Here is a 19,579-nt window from a genome sequence, read left to right on the forward strand (position 1 = left end):
GCCTGGCTTTTGGTGGTGCAGGACTTTGGGTCCTGCGTTGTTATAGGTATCGACGCGCAAGTGCCCGCTCTCGCCGTGACACAAGACGGCGAGGGCGTGCGGAGTTTTCGATCAATCGACGATGCTGACGCCTGAAAAGTTGTTGCGACCGAACGGGCTGACGTGGAAGTCCCTGACCTCGGCGCGCAATGGCTGATTGACGGTCGAGTGGGCAATCGGTGTGATTGGCACCTGCTCCTTGAGGTAGCGCTGCGCCTGCTTGTACAGGTCGGTACGCTCCGCACGGTCAGCGGTTGCAACGGCTGCCTTGACCAGGTGGTCGTATTTTTCGTCGCACCACATCGAATAGTTGTTACCGCCAATCGCGGCGCAGCTGTAAAGCGTGCCCAGCCAGTTGTCCGGGTCACCGTTGTCGCCAGTCCAGCCGATCAGCGAGATATCGTGCTCGCCATTTTTGGTGCGTTTGAGGTATTCGCCCCATTCGTAACTGACGATTTTGACCTTGATGCCGACCTTGGCCCAGTCGGCCTGAAGCATTTCGGCCATCAGCTTGGCGTTGGGGTTGTAAGGTCGCTGAACCGGCATGGCCCAGAGGGTCAGTTCGGTGCCTTCCTTGACGCCCGCAGCGCGCAACAGGGCCTTGGCTTTTTCCGGGTCATAGGGCGCGTCCTTGATGCTGTCGTCATAGGACCACTGGGTCGGTGGCATGGCGTTGACTGCCAGTTGCCCCGCGCCCTGGTAAACCGCGTTGATGATCGCCTTCTTGTTGACGGCCATGTCCAGCGCCTGACGCACTTCCAGCTTGCCCAACGGTTCGTGGCGTACGTTGTAGGAGATATAGCCGAGGTTGAAGCCTGGCTTCTCGATGATCTGCAGGCTTTTGTCTGCCTTGAGGCTGGCGAGGTCTGCCGGACGCGGGTTGACCGAGACCTGGCACTCGTTGGCCTTGAGCTTTTGCATGCGCGCAGAGGCGTCGGTCACGATGGCGAAGATCAACTGGTCGATTTTTACCCGGCTCGGGTCCCAGAACTCCTTGTTGCCCTTGTAGCGAATCTGCGAATCCTTCTGATAGCGCTGAAACACGAAAGGACCTGTACCGATAGGCTGCTGGTTGATGTCGCGCACATCACCCTTGGCCATCAGCTGTTCGGCGTACTCGGCGGAGAGAATGCCGGCGAAGTTCATCGCGATGTTCTGGATAAATGCCGCATCGACCGTATTGAGGGTGAACACGACGGTCAGCGGGTCGGTCTTCTCGACGGACTTGATCTTCTTGTTCAGGCCCATACTGGTGAAGTAGGGGAACTCGGTCGGGTAGGCGACACGGAACGGATGATCGGGCTTGAGCATGCGATTGAAGGTGAACAGCACGTCGTCGGCGTTGAAGTTACGGCTGGGCTTGAAGTTCTTGTTGCTGTGGAACTTCACACCCTCGCGCAGGTGAAACGTGTAGACCAGACCGTCTTCCGAGATGTCCCAGGAAGTCGCCAGTGCTGGAACCACGGTGGTATCGCCTTGCTTGAATTCGGTGAGTCGATTGTAGATCGGCTCGGATGCATCGTTATCAGTAGAGGAGGTGTATTGCGCACCGTCGAAGCCAGCCGGACTCGCTTCGGAGCAGAACACCAGATTGCTTGCCGCCTGGGCAAACGGGGCCAGTGCCAAAAGTCCCAGGCACGACGTCATCGCAAGAGTTTTACGCATGATGATCCCTATCCTCAAAGGATGAGCCGAGGCTCGAATGTCTAACTGGCGCAAAAGCGTCGCCCCACGCAACTTCGAACGACATGCCCGGCGCACCTGGACACGAAGCGGCGGGCTTCCTGCCCGTTGCCGCTGCCCTTCGACGGTAAGTCGTCAGAGGCACGCGGTATATAGGCTCGAAGGCTGCAAAGCTCGTAGGAAATATCTTGGTGATAGTAGAAGAATGCCGTTATCGGCACTTTTTCAACCCATCGCCCGGGGCTCATTTTCAAGTAGAGCGGTTTGCTGCGCCGGGTGAGCGGCGCAGCAGACAGTCGCTTTTACTTGCCGCTCACGCTCACACCGTAAAAGGAGTTCAAGCCAAACGGGCTGATCTTGAAGTCCTGCACGCTGGTGCGCATGGGTTGATAGACCGTCGAGTGCGCAATAGGCGTCATTGGCACGGCGTCTTTCAGGAGGTGTTGCGCCTGCTTGTACAGTTCGGTGCGCTTGGCCTGATCGGACGTTTCCTTGGCCTTGTGGATCAGCGTGTCGAACGGCTTGTCGCACCATTTGGCAAAGTTGTTGCCATTCAGGGCGTCGCAGCCGAACAGGGTGCCGAGCCAGTTGTCCGGGTCACCATTGTCACCGCTCCAGCCAATCAGCATGGCGCCGTTCTCGCCATTCTTGGCGCGCTTGATGTACTCGCCCCATTCGTAGCTGACAATCTTGGCGTTGATACCGATCTTCTTCCAGTCGGCCTGGAGCATCTCGGCCATCAGTTTGGCGTTGGGGTTGTAAGGACGCTGAACCGGCATCGCCCACAGGGTGATTTCGGTGCCTTCCTTGATGCCGGCTTCCTTGAGCAGCGCGCGAGCTTTCTCGGGATCGTACTTGGCGTCCTTGATGGTGGTGTCATAGGACCACTGGGTCGGCGGCATGGCGTTGACCGCCAATTGACCTGCACCCTGGTAAACCGAGTCGATGATCTGCTGCTTGTTGACCGCCATGTCCAGCGCCTGACGCACTTTCAACTGAGCCAGCGGGTTCGGACGGTCTTCGCCCTTGATCTTGTCCATCACGTTGTAAGCGATGTAACCCAGGTTGAAGCCTGCCTGATCAGGCATCTTCAGATTCTTGTCGGCCTTGAGGGGTTCGAGGTCGGCAGGACGCGGGTAAGCGGTGATCTGGCATTCGTTTTTCTTGAGCTTCTGCATGCGCACCGAGGCATCGGTGGTGATGGCGAATATCAGGTTATCGACCTTGACGTCCTCAGGCTTCCAGTAGTCCTTGTTGCCGGTGTAACGAATGTTGGAGTCTTTCTGGTAGCTCTTGAACACGAACGGTCCAGTGCCGATCGGCTGCTGGTTGATCAGTTCCGGCTTGCCTTCCTTGAGCAGCTTGGCGGCGTACTCTGCGGACTGGATGGACGCGAAGCTCATCGCCATGTTCTGGATGAACGCGGCGTCGACCTTGCCCAGAACGAACTTGACGGTGTGGTCGTCGATCTTCTCGATTTTGGTGATGTTGGTGTCCATCGCCATATCAGTAAAGTACGGGAATTCGGTCGGATACGCTTTGCGGTAAGGCATGTCCTTGTCGATCATGCGATTGAACGTGAACAGCACGTCATCGGCATTGAATTCACGGGTCGGCTTGAAGTAGGGCGTGGTGTGGAACTTGACGCCTTCGCGGAGGTGGAAGGTGTACGTCAGGCCATCGTCGGAGATGTCCCATTTGGTTGCCAAACCCGGCACTACGGCGGTGCCGCCGCGCTCAAACTGACTCAGGCGGTTGAAGATGGTCTCTGCCGAGGCGTCGAAGTCAGTACCTGTGGTGTATTGACCTGGATCGAAGCCTGCAGGGCTGCCCTCGGAGCAGAACACCAGATTCGATGCAGCGTTAGCGAAAGGTGCGCTGGCGAGCAAGCTGGCGCCGATCAGAAACGGAATGACCGCGTGTTTGAGCATGGTTGCCTCAGTTGTTGTCATTTTTGATTAGAGGGAACGACCTCATGAGCCGATCCGTCCGATACTTATGCAGGGGCCATACCCAAAGCAAGACAGTGAGGCGAAAGAAGCGACAAAGAGTGGCACGATCGTACAGGAATGTCGCGAAAGTGTAACTTTCTTGAGAGTTGATCGTTTGCGCGACGTTTTTTCGATCGTTTAGCGCACTATTAAGGTGCAACCGGGTGAGAAAAATGCACCCGGTTGGCGCTGTGTTGTTACTTCACTGTTCCCAGACTGACACCATAAAAGGGTGTCAGGCCGAAGGGACTGATCTTGAAGTCCTGCACTTCCTGGCGCATTGGCTGAAACACCTTGGAGTTGGCAATCGGGGTGATCGGCACCTGCTGCTTGAGAATGTGCTGAGCTTGCTGATAGAGCTTGATGCGCTCATCGCGGTTGCTGGTCAGCTTGGCCTTCTGCACCAGCTTGTCGTAAGCCGGGTCACACCATTTGGCGTAGTTGCTGCCTTTGACGGCTGCGCAGCTGTAAAGCACGCCGAGCCAGTTGTCGGGGTCGCCGTTGTCACCGGTCCAGCCGTAGATCATCGCGTCATGTTCGCCAGCCTTGGCGCGCTTGATGTATTCGCCCCATTCATAGCTGACGATGTTGGCCTTGATACCGATCTTCTCCCAGTCGGACTGGATCATCTGCGCCGACATGCGTGCATTGGGGTTCGACGCGCGCTGGACGGTCATGGCCCACAGATCGATTTTGGTACCCGGTGCTACACCTGCTTCCTTGAGCAGTTGTTTGGCTTTGGTCAGGTCGTGCGGGGCGTCCTTGATGGTCGGGTCGAAGCTCCACTGACCAGGGGGCAGGGCATTTTCAGCCAGCTGGCCCGCGCTCTGATAAACCGCCTTGATGATCGCCGGCTTGTCGATGGCCATGTCCAGCGCCTGACGGACCTTGAGCTGGTCCAGCGGCGGATGCGTGACGTTGTAGGCCAGAAAGCCCAGATTGAAGCCTGGCTGGCTGAGGACCTTGAGTTTCGGGTCCTTTTTCATTTCCTCGATGTCTTGCGGACGTGGATAGCCGCTGACCTGGCATTCGTTGGCCTTGAGCTTCTGCAGACGTACGGCGGCATCGCTGCTGATCGAGAAGATCAGGTTGTCGATCTTCACATCCTCCGGCTTCCAGTACTCGGTATTGCCGGCGTAGCGGATCTGCGAATCTTTCTGGTAGCGCTTGAAGACGAACGGGCCAGTGCCGATGGGCTTCTGGTTCAAGTCCTCGGCCTTGCCTTCCTTGAGCAGTTTGTCTGCGTACTCGGCAGACTGGATGGACGCGAAGCTCATCGCCAGGTTCTGCACGAAGGCCGCATCGATGTTGTTCAGGGTGAACCTGACTGTCAGCGGGTCGACTTTCTCGACGCTCTTGATCGTGGTGTTCAGCCCCATGTCGGTGAAGTAGGGCGACTCGGACGGGTACGCCTTGCGGAACGGGTGGTTGGCATCGAGCAGGCGGTTGAACGTGAACAGCACGTCATCGGCGTTGAATGTGCGAGTCGGGGTGAAATAGTTTGTGGTATGGAATTTCACGCCGTCGCGCAGGTGAAAGGTGTAAGTCAGGCCATCCGGCGAAACGTCCCAGCGCGTAGCCAGACCCGGCTCCACTTCCGTACCGCCACGCTTGAACTGGGTCAGGCGGTTGAAAACGGTTTCGGCCGAGGCATCGAAGTCGGTGCCGCTGGTGTACTGGCTTGGGTCGAAACCGGCAGGGCTGGCTTCAGAGCAATACACCAGCGTGCTTGCCGCCTGGGCCAAAGGCGCGCACGCCAGCAGTGCGGTGGTCAGCAGCAGCGGTTTGAAAAGTGTGTGTCCCATGGATCCCTCGCGTGGTACGGCAGTAACCGTGCTTGAAAGTCGACAATCAGGTAGACAACGGATAGTGCCGTACTTGGTCGGGATCGGACAATACGCTTACTTGCCCAGGATGCTGCCCAGCAGGCCAAACACATTGGGGCCGACGCCGCCGGAGAAAACGGACAGCAAGCTCGTGCTGTCCTCACGGAACCTTTGCGCGTCATCGAGCGCAGTTTTCAGTATGTAGCTCTGAGCCTTCTCCAGCGCACTCCTGGCGCCTGCCTCCTTGATCCGATCGGGATTAGCATCGGCCCATTCCCGAACAGTATTGTCCTGCCAGTCACTGTCCATGGGGTGAGTAAAAAATCGTGCGGCGACGGTTGCCGGATGTTCGGCTTGTTCCTTGCCATGCCACTGGCCCAACATTGACTGGCCCACTTGAAGCACCGCCTTTCTGGCAACGAGCCCCGCCAACGCGTGCAGTGGATGTTCTGCGTGATCCTTGGCCAGTTGCGAGTGTGTCGGGTCGGTGGAGCCGCTGGTGTTCGGGTCATCGCCCAGCAGGGTTTGCAAGTCGTCTACGGTGTTGCCGAACCAGGTCGTCATGCTTTGCATGGTAAAACTGAAAGCGTTGTTGATCAGTCTTCCCGGCGTCCCGACGAATTCGGAGAACCGCTCTACCTGTTCAGAAAAAGGCAGCTCGGCCCATTGGTCGCGAGCAGCCAGGAACGCTTCGTACGCCGCAAGCATTTGCGGATCAGGATGTTCACTGAGCACAATCTGCATGATTTCGTCGCGTTCATAGCGCTCCCCCGCCCGGATGGGTTCGAACGGTCGGTCCTTTGTGGAAAACAGAATCTTGCCGAGCGGCTCCGCAAGACTGGCGACGATGTCGCTGCTGCTGAACATGCCGGTGACCAGCGGTAGCTGATGCTTGCAGTCTGCCTTCGAGGTCCAGGGAAACACATTTGTGTAACCGAGCTTGATCAGGCTTAGCTCGATGAAGTTCGAGTGGGCAAAGAAATCCTCGAGTATGTGCAGCGCCGCGCCCATGTTCCTGAGGCCGTCGGTGGACTCGGGACCTGCTTTTTCAGCCATCTCCAGACCGGCAGTCATGATGTCTGCCGAACGCTGGATGTAACGCTTCATCGACGTATCGTAATCGACCTTTAACGCCGGATCGTCAGGTAGCACCCAGTCTTCAAAGTCGGCATCCCGATCTTTCGGATTGGCCGGGTCGGGATTGATGGTCTTGGGGTTATCGATATGTTCACTGGGACGATAAACGCCCAGCCGCTCTGGCGTGACGATAAAAAGCGAGCGATCTATCTTCATCAGATCAGTGAACTCCTTGACGGCCAGCACATCCACGATGCGGGTCAGGGCTTCGCGGGACAGCAGGTCAGGGAAGTTTTTCGGCATGGTCGTGGCACGCACGATCTTCGGATCGAGCAACTGTGAATAGTCCCTCAGCCAGTTACCGTAATAGATCGCCCGGATTTCGTCATGCCTGAAGCCGGCAGATTCGAGAACCGTTTCGATGGAGCCGTGAGTCTGTTTATTCTTTGCTCCGTTGCCGGCTTCAAATCGTTCCGGTTTCGGTAGCGGTTCGCCGTTCGTATTCTCTGCTTGATCAATTGCGGCAGCATGGCGTTGAGACACGCCGTTTGGGGGATTCATCCTTGATTCCTTGAGTGTCAGTGTCGATGTGCTGCAGCCTGGTCATTCTGACTGGAGCACTGCGTGAAATGAGTGCACAAGTTTCACGCGCAGCCCGGCCGCTGACTATCAGGCAACGCACCGGGATATGTAGGAGAAGGCCCGGCCCAAGGAGAGCGGAGGGGAGATGTGCGTGAGAATCGGCGGCAGTCGAAACTGCCGCCTTGGGAATCACGGAATCGCGACTTCGATCACGCCATCCGCCGCGACGCTGACCTGGCTGGTGCCAGCCTCGACATCGGGCGTCGGTGCTGCGTCTTCACGCGAGGACTTGGCCATCATCATGACCGGCGCACGCAGATACGGTTGCGGGTAGCCCGAGGTGTTCAGGTTCAGGTTGACCAGCTTGTAGCCTGTGCCGCCCAGCGCTTCGGTGACCAGTTGTGCGCGAGCCTTGAACGCAGTCACGGCATCCTTGAGCAGGGCGTCTTCGCTGGTCTTGCGCGTCGATGGCGAGATGGAGAAGTCCATGCCGCCCATTTTCAGGTCGGTCAGCAGTTCGCCGGTCAGCTTGGACAGTACGGCAAAGTCCGCACTTTCCAGGCGCAGTTCGGCGCGTTCACGCCAGCCGGTGATCTTCTGGCCTTTATCGTCGTAGACCGGGTAGCTGTTGCGGCTGCCCTGGCGAATCTTCACGTCCTTGACCTGGCGCGCCTGACCCAGTGCCTTGTTCAGAGTCTCGGTGATCTGCGCGGCCAGTTTGGCCGGATCGCTGTCCTGCGCTTCGGTGTACAGCGTGACGAGCATCAGGTCGCGCTGCACCTCCTGATTGACCTCGGCGCGCAATGAAATCTGGTTGTAACGGGCTTCTTCAGCCATGGCGGGCAGGCTGGACAAAGCAGCAGCCAGCGCGATGAGGGTGGCGGCAGGGCGAAGGTTGAACATGAGAGCTCCTTGTTATCAAACGGCCTCCGACAGTTGTCGGGCGGCGCAAAGTGTTCTGACTGTAGCGCTTTGGTCCGGTTCCTGCGATGACCGAGTGCTCTGGCGTGCGGTGCGTTGACGCACTTTTTCAGTTTTGCCTCCCGCTTGGTTATACTCGCTGCGATCCGCCTGGAGCACTCATCAGGAGAGCTCATGCTCGCCCCCGTTCAAATGCTTTCAGCCACACGGCAAAACCTGTGGCGCCTGACATTCATCCGTATTCTGGTGCTGGCCGCGCAGGCTGGCTCGGTCGGTATGGCCTGGCTGTTCGACTTTCTGCCGTTGCCGTGGCTGCAACTGTCGATCACTCTGGGATGCTCGCTGGTGCTGTGCGGGCTGACGGTCATCCGCCTGCGCACCTCGCTGCCGCTCACCGAGCTTGAATATGCGCTGCAGCTGGCGCTGGATCTGCTGATTCACAGTGCGCTGCTGTATTACTCGGGTGGCTCGGCCAACCCGTTCGTTTCCTACTATCTGGTACCGCTGACCATCGCCGCCGCGACACTGCCGTGGCGTTACTCGCTGATTCTGTCCGGCTTTGCGCTGAGCATGTACACCTTGCTGATGGTGCGCTCCTACCCGCTGGAGACCGACTCCATCGCCCGGGAAAACATGCAGATCTACGGCATGTGGCTGAGCTTTGCACTGGCTGCGGCGGTTATCACCTTCTTTGCCGCGAAGATGGCCGAAGAGCTGCGCCGCCAGGAGCAACTGCGTGCCGAGCGTCGCGAAGAAGGCCTGCGTGATCAGCAATTGCTCGCCGTCGCAACCCAGGCCGCAGGGGCAGCCCATGAATTGGGAACTCCGTTGGCAACCATGAGCGTGCTGCTCAAGGAGATGCGCCAGGATCACAGCGACCCTGCCTTGCAGGATGACCTGTCCGTGCTGCAGGAGCAGGTCAAGCAGTGCAAGCAGACCCTGCAGCAACTGGTGCGCGCCGCCGAAGCCAACCGGCGCATGGCCGTCGAATATCAGGCCGCTACCCGCTGGCTGGACGAGTCCCTCAACCGCTGGCATCTGATGCGTCCGGAAGTGAGTTACCGTTTCTATCAATTGGGCAAAGGCGAAGCGCCGATGCTGGCGCCGCCGCCGGACCTGACCCAGGCGCTGCTCAACCTGCTCAACAACGCTGCCGATGCCTGCCCCGATGGCCTTGAGGTCAATCTGGACTGGGACAGTGCGGAAATCTGCATCAGCATTCGCGACCACGGCGCGGGTGTACCGCTGGCGATTGCCGAACAGATCGGCAAACCGTTCTTTACTACCAAGGGCAAAGGTTTCGGCCTGGGTCTGTTCCTGAGCAAGGCCAGCGTTACCCGTGCGGGTGGCTCGGTGAAGCTCTACAGTCATGAAGAAGGCGGTACGCTCACCGAGCTGCGCCTGCCCCGAGATACGCGAGGAGAAGAAGCATGAGTGACGATGATATCCAGGTCGAAGGCGAAGAGCTGCCGCACCTGTTGCTGGTCGATGACGACGCGACGTTCACCCGTGTGATGGCGAGGGCCATGAGCCGTCGTGGTTTTCGCGTGAGCACCGCCGGCTCGGCCGAAGAAGGGCTGGCTCTGGCGCAACAGGACATTCCCGAATACGCCGCGCTGGACCTGAAGATGGACGGTGATTCCGGTCTGGTGCTGCTGCCCAAGCTGCTGGAAATGGACCCGGACATGCGCGTGGTGATTCTCACCGGTTATTCGAGCATTGCCACGGCGGTCGAAGCGATCAAGCGCGGCGCGTGCAACTACCTGTGCAAACCGGCTGACGCGGATGACGTACTGGCGGCCCTGCTGTCCGAGCACGCCAACCTCGACACGCTGGTTCCCGAGAATCCGATGTCGGTGGATCGCTTGCAATGGGAGCATATCCAGCGCGTGCTGACCGAGCACGAGGGCAATATTTCAGCGACTGCGCGAGCGCTGGGGATGCACCGCCGGACCTTGCAGCGCAAGTTGCAGAAGCGCCCCGTGCGGCGTTGATGAAGGTTTTTTCATAGTGATCGTGTAGGCGTTTTTTTGCTTCATTGTGCTCAGGCATCGTACGTTCAAAGAGAGCGAGCCTGAACCACATGAATCGCAATGCTGAATATTCTGCCGTCAACGATACTGTGCAAGGAGCATTTCTATCCCGCGTCTGGAAGCTGATAACGCCATACTGGCGCAGTGAGGAAAAGGCTACTGCCTGGCTGCTGCTGATCTCGGTGATCGCGCTGTCGCTGTTCAGCGTGCAGGTCTCGGTGTTCTTCAACAGCTGGTACCGAGACTTCTACAACGCTCTGCAGAACAAGGATCTGGCTGCGTTCACCCACCTGATCCTGTACTTCAGCGGCATCGCCGCGATCGCCATTCTGGCGGCGGTCTATCGCCTGTACCTGACCCAGTTGCTGACCATCCGCTGGCGGCGCTGGCTGACGGAAAAACACTTCGCGCGCTGGCTCGCCGACAAAAACTATTACCACCTGGAGCAGGGTGGTTACACCGATAACCCTGACCAGCGTCTGTCCGAAGACCTCAACGAGTTCACCACCAGCACCCTCAGCCTGGGGCTGGGTCTGATGAGCGCGGTGGTCAGTCTGGTGTCGTTTTCGGTGATTCTCTGGGGCGTGTCGGGCAGTATCGAGCTGTTCGGCGTGACCATTCCCGGCTACATGTTCTGGGCGGCCATGCTTTATGCGCTGGTGGGCAGCCTGCTGACACACTGGATCGGCAAGCGGCTGATCCCGTTGAGCAACCAGCAGGAGCGATTCGAGGCAGACCTGCGTTTCGCGCTGGTGCGTGTACGCGAAAACGCCGAAAGCATTGCCTTGTCCGAGGGCGAACGCAATGAAAATCAGCGCTTGAGCGCGCGTTTCATGATGATCTGGAATAACTTCCGGGCCTCGATGCAGGTCCAGAAGCGGCTGACGTTTTTCACCTCGGGCTATTCGCAGATTGCGCTGATCTTTCCGTTCATTGTGGCCGCACCACGGTATTTCGCCGGCAAGATCGAGCTGGGCGATCTGATGCAGATCAACTCGGCATTCGGCAACGTGCAGGAGAACTTCAGCTGGTTCATCAGCGCCTATAGCACGCTGGCGTCATGGCGCGCCACCAGCGACCGTCTGCTGAGCTTCCGCCAGGCCATGACTGACAATGAAGGTCGGCAGCCGGCCATCGAAAGAGTTCACGCCAACGACACGCTGGACCTGCGCAATCTGGGCTTGAGCATCGCCGGTGGGCGTCAATTGCTGAACGAGGCCAGTCTGCAGGTCGGCGCGGGAGAGCGGGTGATGCTCAGCGGTCGCTCGGGCAGTGGCAAAAGCTCGTTGCTGAGAGCGCTGGGCGGTCTCTGGCCCGAGGGGGCGGGGCAGATTTGCTTGCCCACCGGCACCGCGCTGTTTCTGCCGCAACGACCTTACCTGCCCATCGGTACATTGCGTGAGGCGATGAGTTATCCACAACCCGCTGAACATTACCCGGCCCAGCGCTTTGCCGAGGTACTGGAGCAGTGCCGGCTGGAGCACCTGATACCACGTCTTGACGAAAGCAATCACTGGCAGCGTTTCCTCTCACCGGGCGAGCAGCAGCGGGTGGCGTTCGCTCGTGCCCTGTTGGTCGCGCCGAACTGGCTGTATGTGGATGAGGCCACCTCGGCCATGGACGAAGATGACGAGACGGCCATGCACCGCGCAGTCATCGACGGGCTGCCGGGCCTGACGCTGATCAGTGTCGGGCACCGCAGCAGTCTTAAACGCTTTCATGACCGGCATGTGCGTGTCGAGGGCGGTAAATTGATCGAGCAACCGTGATCCGCAACGTTTGAGGCCGATGCTATAGGGGACACGGCGCTTTTGAGGGTGTGATCATACAACCGCTGAGCTATGATTAGCCCATGTTTAGCAGTCCAGAGATCGATGTTGGATGGAAAATCAAAGCGCTCTGCCCCGCGCCCGCAGAAAACACCGCAGCCTCGCGCAGGAGCTGGTGACAGAGCTGTCCGAGCGTATTCGCAGCGGTCAGCTCAAGCGCGGCGACAAACTGCCCACCGAATCCGCAATCATGGAAGAGCAGGGCGTCAGCAGGACTGTCGTGCGTGAGGCGATTTCGCGTCTGCAGGCCTCCGGTCTGGTCGAGACCCGTCACGGCATCGGCACCTTCGTGCTCGACACGCCGAGCCCCAGTGGCTTCCGGATTGACCCGGCGACCATCGTTACCCTGCGTGATGTACTGGCGATTCTCGAATTACGCATCAGCCTTGAAGTCGAGTCGGCGGGCCTGGCAGCCCAGCGACGCAGTGATGAACAACTGGCAGCCATGCGTTCGGCGCTGGATGCGCTCAATGAAAGTGCGGCACACGCCACCGATGCCGTGGCGTCGGATTTCCAGTTCCATCTGCAGATTGCCTTGTCGACCGGCAATCGCTACTTCACGGACATCATGACCCACCTGGGCACCAGCATCATTCCGCGCACCCGGCTGAATTCGGCGCGTCTGGCGCATGATGACCAGCAGCACTACATGGATCGGCTGAGCCGCGAGCACGAAGAAATCTTCGACGCCATCGCCCGCCAGGACTCCGATGCGGCACGCGCCGCCATGCGCCTGCACCTCACCAACAGCCGCGAACGCCTGCGTCATGCGCATGAAGAGGCTGAGTCGCAGCGGGCTTGAGGCTTAAAAAGAGGACGCAGAGCGTCCAGAACGGCATGCCCACGCTGGAGCGTGGGCACGATAGGTGTTCTCCCTGAGACCCATTTTTTCACGCTCCTGTGTGGGGCTGCCCTGAGTGATGCGCCTCGTCACATCTACTACGCCTCGCCGCGGAGTCAGTAGCGGACGCGGAGCGTCGCACGATAGTTGAGATCATCGTTCCGCATGCTCCAGCGTGGGAATGCCTGTCGTGACGCTCCGCGTCACAGATCTGTGTGGCAGCGCAGAAGTCAAAACCGGACCCCGTCCTCTCCCTCTGAAAAAACCCGAAAATCCCTGTTGAGTGATTTTATTATCAGTTGTACGATGACTTACGACATCGGCGCTGACCGGTGATCTTCTAACAATTATGTCCTCCAGGGTGTTCGAATAATGAATCCACAAGAACTGAAGTCCATCCTCTCATCCGGTCTGCTGTCTTTCCCGGTTACCGATTTCAATGCCCAGGGCGACTTCCACCGCGCTGGCTACATCAAACGTCTCGAGTGGCTGGCCCCATACGGCGCAAGCGCTCTGTTCGCTGCGGGCGGCACAGGTGAGTTCTTCTCCCTGGCTGCCAGCGAATACTCCGAAATCATCAAGACTGCCGTCGACACCTGCGCCACCAGCGTGCCAATCCTCGCTGGTGTAGGCGGTGCGACTCGTCAGGCCATCGAGTACGCTCAGGAAGCCGAGCGTCTGGGCGCCAAGGGTCTGCTGCTGCTGCCGCACTACCTGACCGAAGCCAGCCAGGACGGCGTTGCCGCCCACGTCGAAGCCGTGTGCAAATCGGTGAAGATCGGTGTGGTGGTCTACAACCGTAACGTCTGCCGCCTGACACCTACCTTGCTCGAGCAACTGGCCGAGCGTTGCCCGAACCTGATCGGTTACAAGGATGGTCTGGGTGATATCGAACTGATGGTTTCGATCCGCCGCCGTCTTGGTGACCGTTTCTCGTACCTGGGCGGCCTGCCGACCGCTGAAGTCTATGCCGCTGCCTACAAGGCGCTGGGCGTACCGGTCTACTCGTCCGCAGTGTTCAACTTCGTACCGAAACTGGCGATGGACTTCTACCACGCCATTGCCCGTGACGATCATCAGGCGGTCGGCAAGTACATCGACGATTTCTTCCTGCCTTACCTGGAAATCCGCAACCGCAAGGCCGGTTATGCCGTGAGCATCGTCAAGGCCGGCGCGAAGATCGCGGGTTATGACGCAGGTCCGGTGCGTGCACCGTTGACCGATCTGACGTCAGACGAGTGCGACATGCTCGCCGCTCTGATGGACAAGCAAGGCAAGCAATAACATCTGTCACGACAAGGCCGCTGAGCAATCAGCGGTTTTTTCGTTGCAGTGCATGACCCTTACAGGTGGCAGATGTCGTCGCCGTGACGCTGCCAAGGGGCCTGTAACGCTACACCCAAAAAACAGCTTTACCCGCGTAAAAAAATAATCAGTGGGAGCTCTACCATGCAAACGTCCAAGCCGACGCACGTCCGCTATTTGATCCTGTTGATGCTGTTTCTGGTCACTACGATCAACTACGCCGACCGCGCCACCATCGCTATCGCTGGTTCCAGCATTCAGAAAGACCTGGGCATCAGTGCCGTCACTCTGGGCTATATCTTCTCCGCATTCGGCTGGGCCTACGTGGCTGGTCAGATTCCCGGTGGCTGGCTGCTCGACCGTTTCGGGTCGAAGAAAGTCTACGCCATGAGCATTTTCACCTGGTCGCTGTTCACCCTGCTGCAAGGCTATGTGGGCGAGTTCGGCATCTCCACGGCCATCGTCGCGCTGTTCATGCTGCGCTTTCTGGTCGGTCTGGCCGAAGCGCCTTCCTTTCCGGGCAACGCGCGCATCGTCGCCGCCTGGTTCCCGACCGCCGAACGCGGTACCGCCTCGGCGATCTTCAACTCGGCACAATATTTCGCCACCGTTCTGTTCGCTCCGCTGATGGGCTGGATTGTCTACACCTACGGCTGGCAGCACGTATTCATCGTGATGGGCGCGTTCGGTATCGTGTTCTCCATGATCTGGATGAAGGTCATCTACGGCCCGCGCAACCACCCGATGATCAACGAGGCCGAGTTCGAGCACATTTCCAGCAATGGCGCACTGGTCGACCTGGATCAGGACAAGGGTAAAGGCACGCAAAAAACAGCCAGCAGCGGCCCCAAGTGGGATTACATCCGCCAGTTGCTGACCAACCGCATGATGCTGGGCATCTACCTCAGCCAATACTGCATCAACGGCATCACCTACTTCTTCCTGACCTGGTTCCCGGTGTACCTGGTTCAGGAGCGCGGCATGACCATCCTCAAAGCGGGCATCATCGCCTCTCTGCCGGCGATCTGCGGCTTTATCGGCGGTGTCTTGGGCGGGATCATTTCCGACTACCTGCTGCGCAAGGGCCATTCGCTGACCTTCGCGCGCAAGGCGCCGATCATCGGCGGCCTGCTGCTGTCGACCTCGATCGTGACCTGCAACTACGTCGACATCGAATGGGTGGTCGTGGGCTTCATGGCCCTGGCATTCTTCGGCAAGGGTGTGGGTGCACTGGGCTGTGATGTCCGACGTATCGCCCAAGCAGATCGCCGGTTTGAGCGGCGGCCTGTTCAACACCTTCGGTAACATTGCATCGATCACCACTCCGATCGTGATTGGCTACATCATCAGCAGCACCGGCTCGTTCAAATGGGCACTGGTGTTCGTGGGCGCCAACGCGCTGCTGGCGGTGATCAGTTACATTTTCATCGTGGGTGAAATCAAGCGTGTGGAATTGAAAGAGCCGCCTGCCAAGGGGCCATTGCTGAACGACCCGGTCAGCGACCTTTCCGAAGCAAAATCCTGAGGAAACCGTGATGAACCTGATTCAACATGCCGATTCGCCGCGCTATATCCGGCTGCATCCCCTGGATAACGTCGTGGTCGTGGTCAATGACCAGGGTGTGCCGGCCGGAACCGAATTCGACAACGGCCTGGTCACTGTCGATAACGTACCGCAGAGCCACAAGGTCAGCACCGTTGACCTGGCCGTTGGCGAGGCCGTGATTCGTTACGGCCACATCATTGGCTACGCACTGCAACCGATACCGCGCGGCAGTTGGGTCAGGGAAGACCAGTTGCGCATGCCTTCCGCGCCTGCGCTCGACAGCCTGCCGATGTCCGATGCCGTGCCTGAAAAGCAGGCGCCGCTCGAGGGGTACACCTTCGAAGGCTATCGCAACGCCGACGGCACCGTGGGCACTCGCAACATCCTCGGTATCACCACTACCGTGCAGTGCGTGACCGGTGTGCTCGACCATGCGGTCAAGCGCATCCGTGACGAGCTGTTGCCAAAGTACCCGAACGTCGATGACGTCGTGGCCCTGACCCACAGCTACGGCTGCGGCGTGGCCATTACCGCCACCGATGCCTACATCCCGATTCGTACGGTGCGCAACCTGGCACGTAACCCGAACCTGGGGGGCGAGGCGCTGGTGATCAGCCTTGGCTGCGAGAAGTTGCAGGCCGGGCAGGTCATGCATGAGGGCGACAGCTCGGTAGACCTGAGCGAGCCCTGGCTGTATCGGCTGCAGGACTCCAGCCACGGTTTCAATGAAATGATCGAACAGATCATGGAGCTGGCCGAAACACGTTTGAAAAAGCTGGATCTGCGGCGTCGCGAAACGGTTCCGGCTTCGGAGTTGATTCTGGGCATGCAATGCGGCGGCAGTGATGCGTTTTCCGGCATTACCGCCAACCCGGCGCTGGGTTACGCATCGGATCTGCTGTTGCGCGCGGGGGCGACGGTGATGTTTTCCGAAGTGACCGAAGTGCGGGATGCAATCTACTTGCTGACCTCCCGCGCACAGGATCAGGACGTCGCACAGGCGCTGGTGCGGGAGATGGACTGGTACGACCGTTATCTGGCTAAAGGCGAGGCTGATCGCAGCGCCAACACCACGCCGGGCAACAAGAAGGGTGGCTTGTCGAACATTGTCGAGAAGTCTCTGGGATCAATCGTCAAATCAGGCAGCAGCGCCATCAATGGCGTGCTCGGCCCGGGTGAGCGGGTCAGTGGCAAGGGTTTGATCTTCTGCGCGACACCGGCCAGTGACTTCGTCTGCGGCACGTTGCAACTGGCTGCCGGTATGAACCTGCATGTGTTCACCACCGGACGCGGTACGCCGTATGGTCTGGCAATGGCGCCTGTGGTGAAGGTCTCGACCCGCACCGAACTGGCTCAGCGCTGGCCTGATCTGATCGATATAGACGCCGGACGCATCGCGACCGGACGCGCGAGCATCGAGGATCTGGGCTGGGAGCTTTTCCACTTCTACCTAGACGTGGCCAGTGGCAAGAAGAAGACCTGGACCGAGCATTACCGGCTGCACAACGACATCACGCTCTTCAACCCGGCACCGATTACCTGACGGATGTGTGACGCGGCGCGTCACGAACGGCATTCCCGCGCTGGAACTTGAGGAGCGATCTGTGTCTGAATACGCCTGTCGTGCCCATGCTCCGCGTGGGCATGCCGTTCTGGACGCTCTGCGTCCGCGCTGAGCACCCGGTCACAATCCGAAATATTCTCTGAACTTTAAGGCCCTTTTTGACCTCTTCTACAGTAGGGCAGCTGGTCTGGCTGCCTTCGTTGATGGTGCAGGAGATTTCAAATGGGTTGGATATCGGAAAATCATTTGTGGTTGTTCGCAGCGCTGACTGCCCTGATCGTGATTTCGGACATCTGGGCAGTACTGCGTATTCGCAAGAGCAAGACACAATCCAGCAATAAGCTGATGTGGATCATTGTCGTTGTTGCCGTGCCAATCGTTGGCGTGCTGGCCTTGCTGATTGCGGGTCCGCGTCATGTGGACACGCCGGCCAAGCCTGAGCAGCAAAGCACCAAGTACTGACCCCGCTTTTCAAAAATACCCCGCCTGCGGGCGTGGGTATTTCTCCCTGTGATCACCCCCCCTCTGTTTTTCAGCGCCTTTGCTCACGAAGGTGCAATGTCGGCTGGCAAAAATAAAAATCTCTGCAATTCTTCTGAAATGGTGAGGTGTTTACATGCTTGCCATTCAGACCTGAACAAGGAGAAAGCGTATGTCGATCATGACCAAGTGGGCGTTACAGGCAGCTGCGTTGTTTGTGCTGGGCTGGATGGCAATGTCGGTAGCGAGCTGGAGCAATGCCGTTGCCAATGGCACCGGCAATGATCGGCTGGCAGAGTTGAACGCTGGTGTATTGAGCAGCCCGGTGCTGGCCGTGTCATCGTCGTCGGCGGAGCACGGCGGGTAATCCTGCCGGATCAGCGGGGAAACATCGGCACTTTTCTGCAGGCAAAAAAATGGCCCACAACGGGGTGGGCCAAATGGGATTCATCAAAGGAGTAGGGCCAATTTACGCAGCCGGACGTGAAGAGGATGTGAAACGGATGTCATGGAAACGAGAAGTAGTTCGATAATTCAAGTGGCGTCATGACGGGGTGAAACAGCGTCGCCCATTGCGTGGCAACGCTGTATGGATTAATTCGCGGGGGAGGGCGTCGGTCTAGCGGGCGGCCGCCTGGACGCTTATTTCCGCGGCTGCGCGGCGTGCCATATGCGGCAGCGAATGAGGCGCGTCGATTCTGGATTTCATGCGGTCGGCAAACTCTCTGGCTTCCTGCCAGCTCCGGCATTTGACCGGATAGTCGTCCAGTATTACAACCCAAGCGTCACCGTATACACCTTCTTCAATTCGGATGAGCATTGTTGGCATCTCCTTTCAGTGAGGGTAAGTCTGTGCCGGGTCATCGGCGCGAAAGCTGACGCACGAAATCCTGCGCCGAAAATCGGTGTCTCGCTACAAAAAATTACAATTCCTGACGAGTGCACACGGCCCGCAAGCAAACCGGCTCGGCGGCTAGCGAGGCTGTGTTCGTGGGCAAGCCTGACTCAGAAATGTGACAGGCTGATGGATCAGCGGATCAGAACGCCAGCTTGAAGCCGATCGTGCCCAGCATGATGGCCAGGAAGGGCCGTAGCAGGTCATCGGAGACGCGGCCAGCCATATGACTGCCCAGGTAGATGCCGGGCAGTGAGCCCATCAGCAGCCAGCCCAGCAACTCCCAGTTCATATTGCCCATGCTCGCATGACCGAGGCCTGCGACCAGTGTGAGAGGGACCGCATGGGCGATCTCGGTACCCACCAGACGCCGGGTCGGCAGCAGTGGATAGAGGATGAACAACGCCACCGTGCCCAGCGCGCCGGCACCGATGGACGTAAGTGCAACCATGGTGCCGAGGATCAGACCGGTGATGACGGTCAGTACCGTCAGGCTGGTGCCGCTGAAAAACGAGTACCCGTCCCCGCGTCGGTGGGCGAAGGCCATCAGTTTTTTCTTGAACAGAACGGCGAGTGCGGTAAGCAGCAGTACAAACCCGAGGGCCTGTTTGATGATCGCGTTAAGCGCTTCGGGGGCGGTGTGCAGGGTGCTCAGAAACCACAGTGTCATGAGCACCGCCGGGACGCTGCCCAGGGTCAGCAGCCCGGTGACTTTCCAGTCGATGTTGTCGTTCTTGCGATGGACCAGAACCCCGCCGGATTTGGTAATCGCCGCGTACAGCAGGTCCGTGCCGACCGCCGTGGCCGGATTGATTCCGAACCACAACAGTATCGGCGTCATCAGCGAGCCGCCGCCGACTCCGGTCATGCCAACGATGAATCCGACTACCAGCCCTGCAACTACGAAACCCAGACCACCCGCTTCCATATTCAACCTTTTCAAGCAAACGCATAGGCAAAAAGTGGC

The 19,579-nt window shown here is 58.8% G+C and carries 15 protein-coding genes and 1 pseudogene; 9 read left to right on the top strand and 7 right to left on the bottom strand.

Going from position 1 to position 19,579, the window contains the following annotated elements:
• Positions 1 to 111: 111 nt before the first annotated feature.
• The 5 genes from JOE33_RS18280 to JOE33_RS18300 all read right to left on the bottom strand — a co-directional run bounded on the left by JOE33_RS18280 (position 112) and on the right by JOE33_RS18300 (position 8,101).
• A complete protein-coding gene (locus tag JOE33_RS18280) occupies positions 112 to 1,704 on the bottom strand; it encodes an ABC transporter substrate-binding protein (RefSeq protein WP_054992776.1) in 1,593 nt (530 codons plus the stop codon).
• Positions 1,705 to 2,024: 320 nt separating this feature from the next.
• The gene (locus JOE33_RS18285) at positions 2,025 to 3,653 is read right to left on the bottom strand and encodes an ABC transporter substrate-binding protein (RefSeq protein ID WP_187624920.1); all 1,629 of its coding nucleotides are present in this window, start codon (positions 3,651 to 3,653) and stop codon (positions 2,025 to 2,027) included.
• A gap of 257 nt (positions 3,654 to 3,910) precedes the next feature.
• Positions 3,911 to 5,518: an ABC transporter substrate-binding protein gene (locus JOE33_RS18290; RefSeq protein ID WP_096139227.1), complete on the bottom strand. Its 1,608-nt coding sequence runs from the start codon at positions 5,516 to 5,518 to the stop codon at positions 3,911 to 3,913.
• A gap of 96 nt (positions 5,519 to 5,614) precedes the next feature.
• Positions 5,615 to 7,177 (bottom strand): HET-C-related protein, encoded by a 1,563-nt coding sequence (locus tag JOE33_RS18295; protein WP_187624921.1) that lies wholly within the window; start codon positions 7,175 to 7,177, stop codon positions 5,615 to 5,617.
• 210 nt (positions 7,178 to 7,387) lie between these two features.
• Entirely contained in the window at positions 7,388 to 8,101 is a 714-nt protein-coding gene (locus JOE33_RS18300; RefSeq protein WP_032615094.1) for an SIMPL domain-containing protein, read from the bottom strand.
• Between the two features lie 192 nt (positions 8,102 to 8,293).
• Between JOE33_RS18300 and JOE33_RS18305 the strand changes: the two genes are divergently transcribed.
• From JOE33_RS18305 to JOE33_RS18345, 9 genes and pseudogenes are all read left to right on the top strand, one after another.
• Positions 8,294 to 9,553, top strand: coding sequence for an ATP-binding protein (locus tag JOE33_RS18305; protein WP_003419018.1), 1,260 nt, complete (start codon positions 8,294 to 8,296; stop codon positions 9,551 to 9,553).
• Entirely contained in the window at positions 9,550 to 10,113 is a 564-nt protein-coding gene (locus JOE33_RS18310; RefSeq protein WP_003395104.1) for a response regulator transcription factor, read from the top strand. Before JOE33_RS18305 ends, JOE33_RS18310 begins: the two co-directional genes overlap by 4 nt.
• An 89-nt stretch (positions 10,114 to 10,202) precedes the next feature.
• Complete coding sequence (locus JOE33_RS18315) at positions 10,203 to 11,921, top strand: ABC transporter ATP-binding protein/permease (RefSeq protein ID WP_187624922.1); 1,719 nt, start codon at positions 10,203 to 10,205, stop codon at positions 11,919 to 11,921.
• Between the two features lie 112 nt (positions 11,922 to 12,033).
• Positions 12,034 to 12,783, top strand: a complete 750-nt coding sequence (locus JOE33_RS18320; RefSeq protein WP_003313750.1) for a FadR/GntR family transcriptional regulator — start codon at positions 12,034 to 12,036, stop codon at positions 12,781 to 12,783.
• Positions 12,784 to 13,194: 411 nt separating this feature from the next.
• Positions 13,195 to 14,106 (top strand): 5-dehydro-4-deoxyglucarate dehydratase, encoded by a 912-nt coding sequence (gene kdgD / locus JOE33_RS18325; RefSeq protein WP_004411794.1) that lies wholly within the window; start codon positions 13,195 to 13,197, stop codon positions 14,104 to 14,106.
• Positions 14,107 to 14,271: 165 nt separating this feature from the next.
• Positions 14,272 to 15,652, top strand: a pseudogene (locus JOE33_RS18330) (MFS transporter).
• Positions 15,653 to 15,662: 10 nt separating this feature from the next.
• A complete protein-coding gene (gene garD, locus JOE33_RS18335; RefSeq protein WP_187624923.1) occupies positions 15,663 to 17,216 on the top strand; it encodes a galactarate dehydratase in 1,554 nt (517 codons plus the stop codon).
• Positions 17,217 to 17,459: 243 nt separating this feature from the next.
• Positions 17,460 to 17,699, top strand: coding sequence for a PLDc N-terminal domain-containing protein (locus JOE33_RS18340; RefSeq protein ID WP_054992772.1), 240 nt, complete (start codon positions 17,460 to 17,462; stop codon positions 17,697 to 17,699).
• A 190-nt stretch (positions 17,700 to 17,889) separates the two neighbouring features.
• Positions 17,890 to 18,084, top strand: coding sequence for a hypothetical protein (locus JOE33_RS18345; protein ID WP_122589260.1), 195 nt, complete (start codon positions 17,890 to 17,892; stop codon positions 18,082 to 18,084).
• Positions 18,085 to 18,336: 252 nt separating this feature from the next.
• Here JOE33_RS18345 and JOE33_RS18350 read toward each other — a convergent pair whose 3' ends face one another.
• Positions 18,337 to 18,537 carry a hypothetical protein gene (locus tag JOE33_RS18350; protein ID WP_003313743.1) on the bottom strand — a complete coding sequence of 67 codons (201 nt, stop codon included), beginning with the start codon at positions 18,535 to 18,537 and terminating at the stop codon, positions 18,337 to 18,339.
• A 217-nt stretch (positions 18,538 to 18,754) separates the two neighbouring features.
• Positions 18,755 to 19,540 carry a sulfite exporter TauE/SafE family protein gene (locus JOE33_RS18355; RefSeq protein ID WP_122579479.1) on the bottom strand — a complete coding sequence of 262 codons (786 nt, stop codon included), beginning with the start codon at positions 19,538 to 19,540 and terminating at the stop codon, positions 18,755 to 18,757.
• Positions 19,541 to 19,579: the final 39 nt, after the last annotated feature.

The organism is Pseudomonas sp. PvP027 (assembly GCF_017833005.1).
GTDB lineage: Bacteria > Pseudomonadota > Gammaproteobacteria > Pseudomonadales > Pseudomonadaceae > Aquipseudomonas > Aquipseudomonas congelans.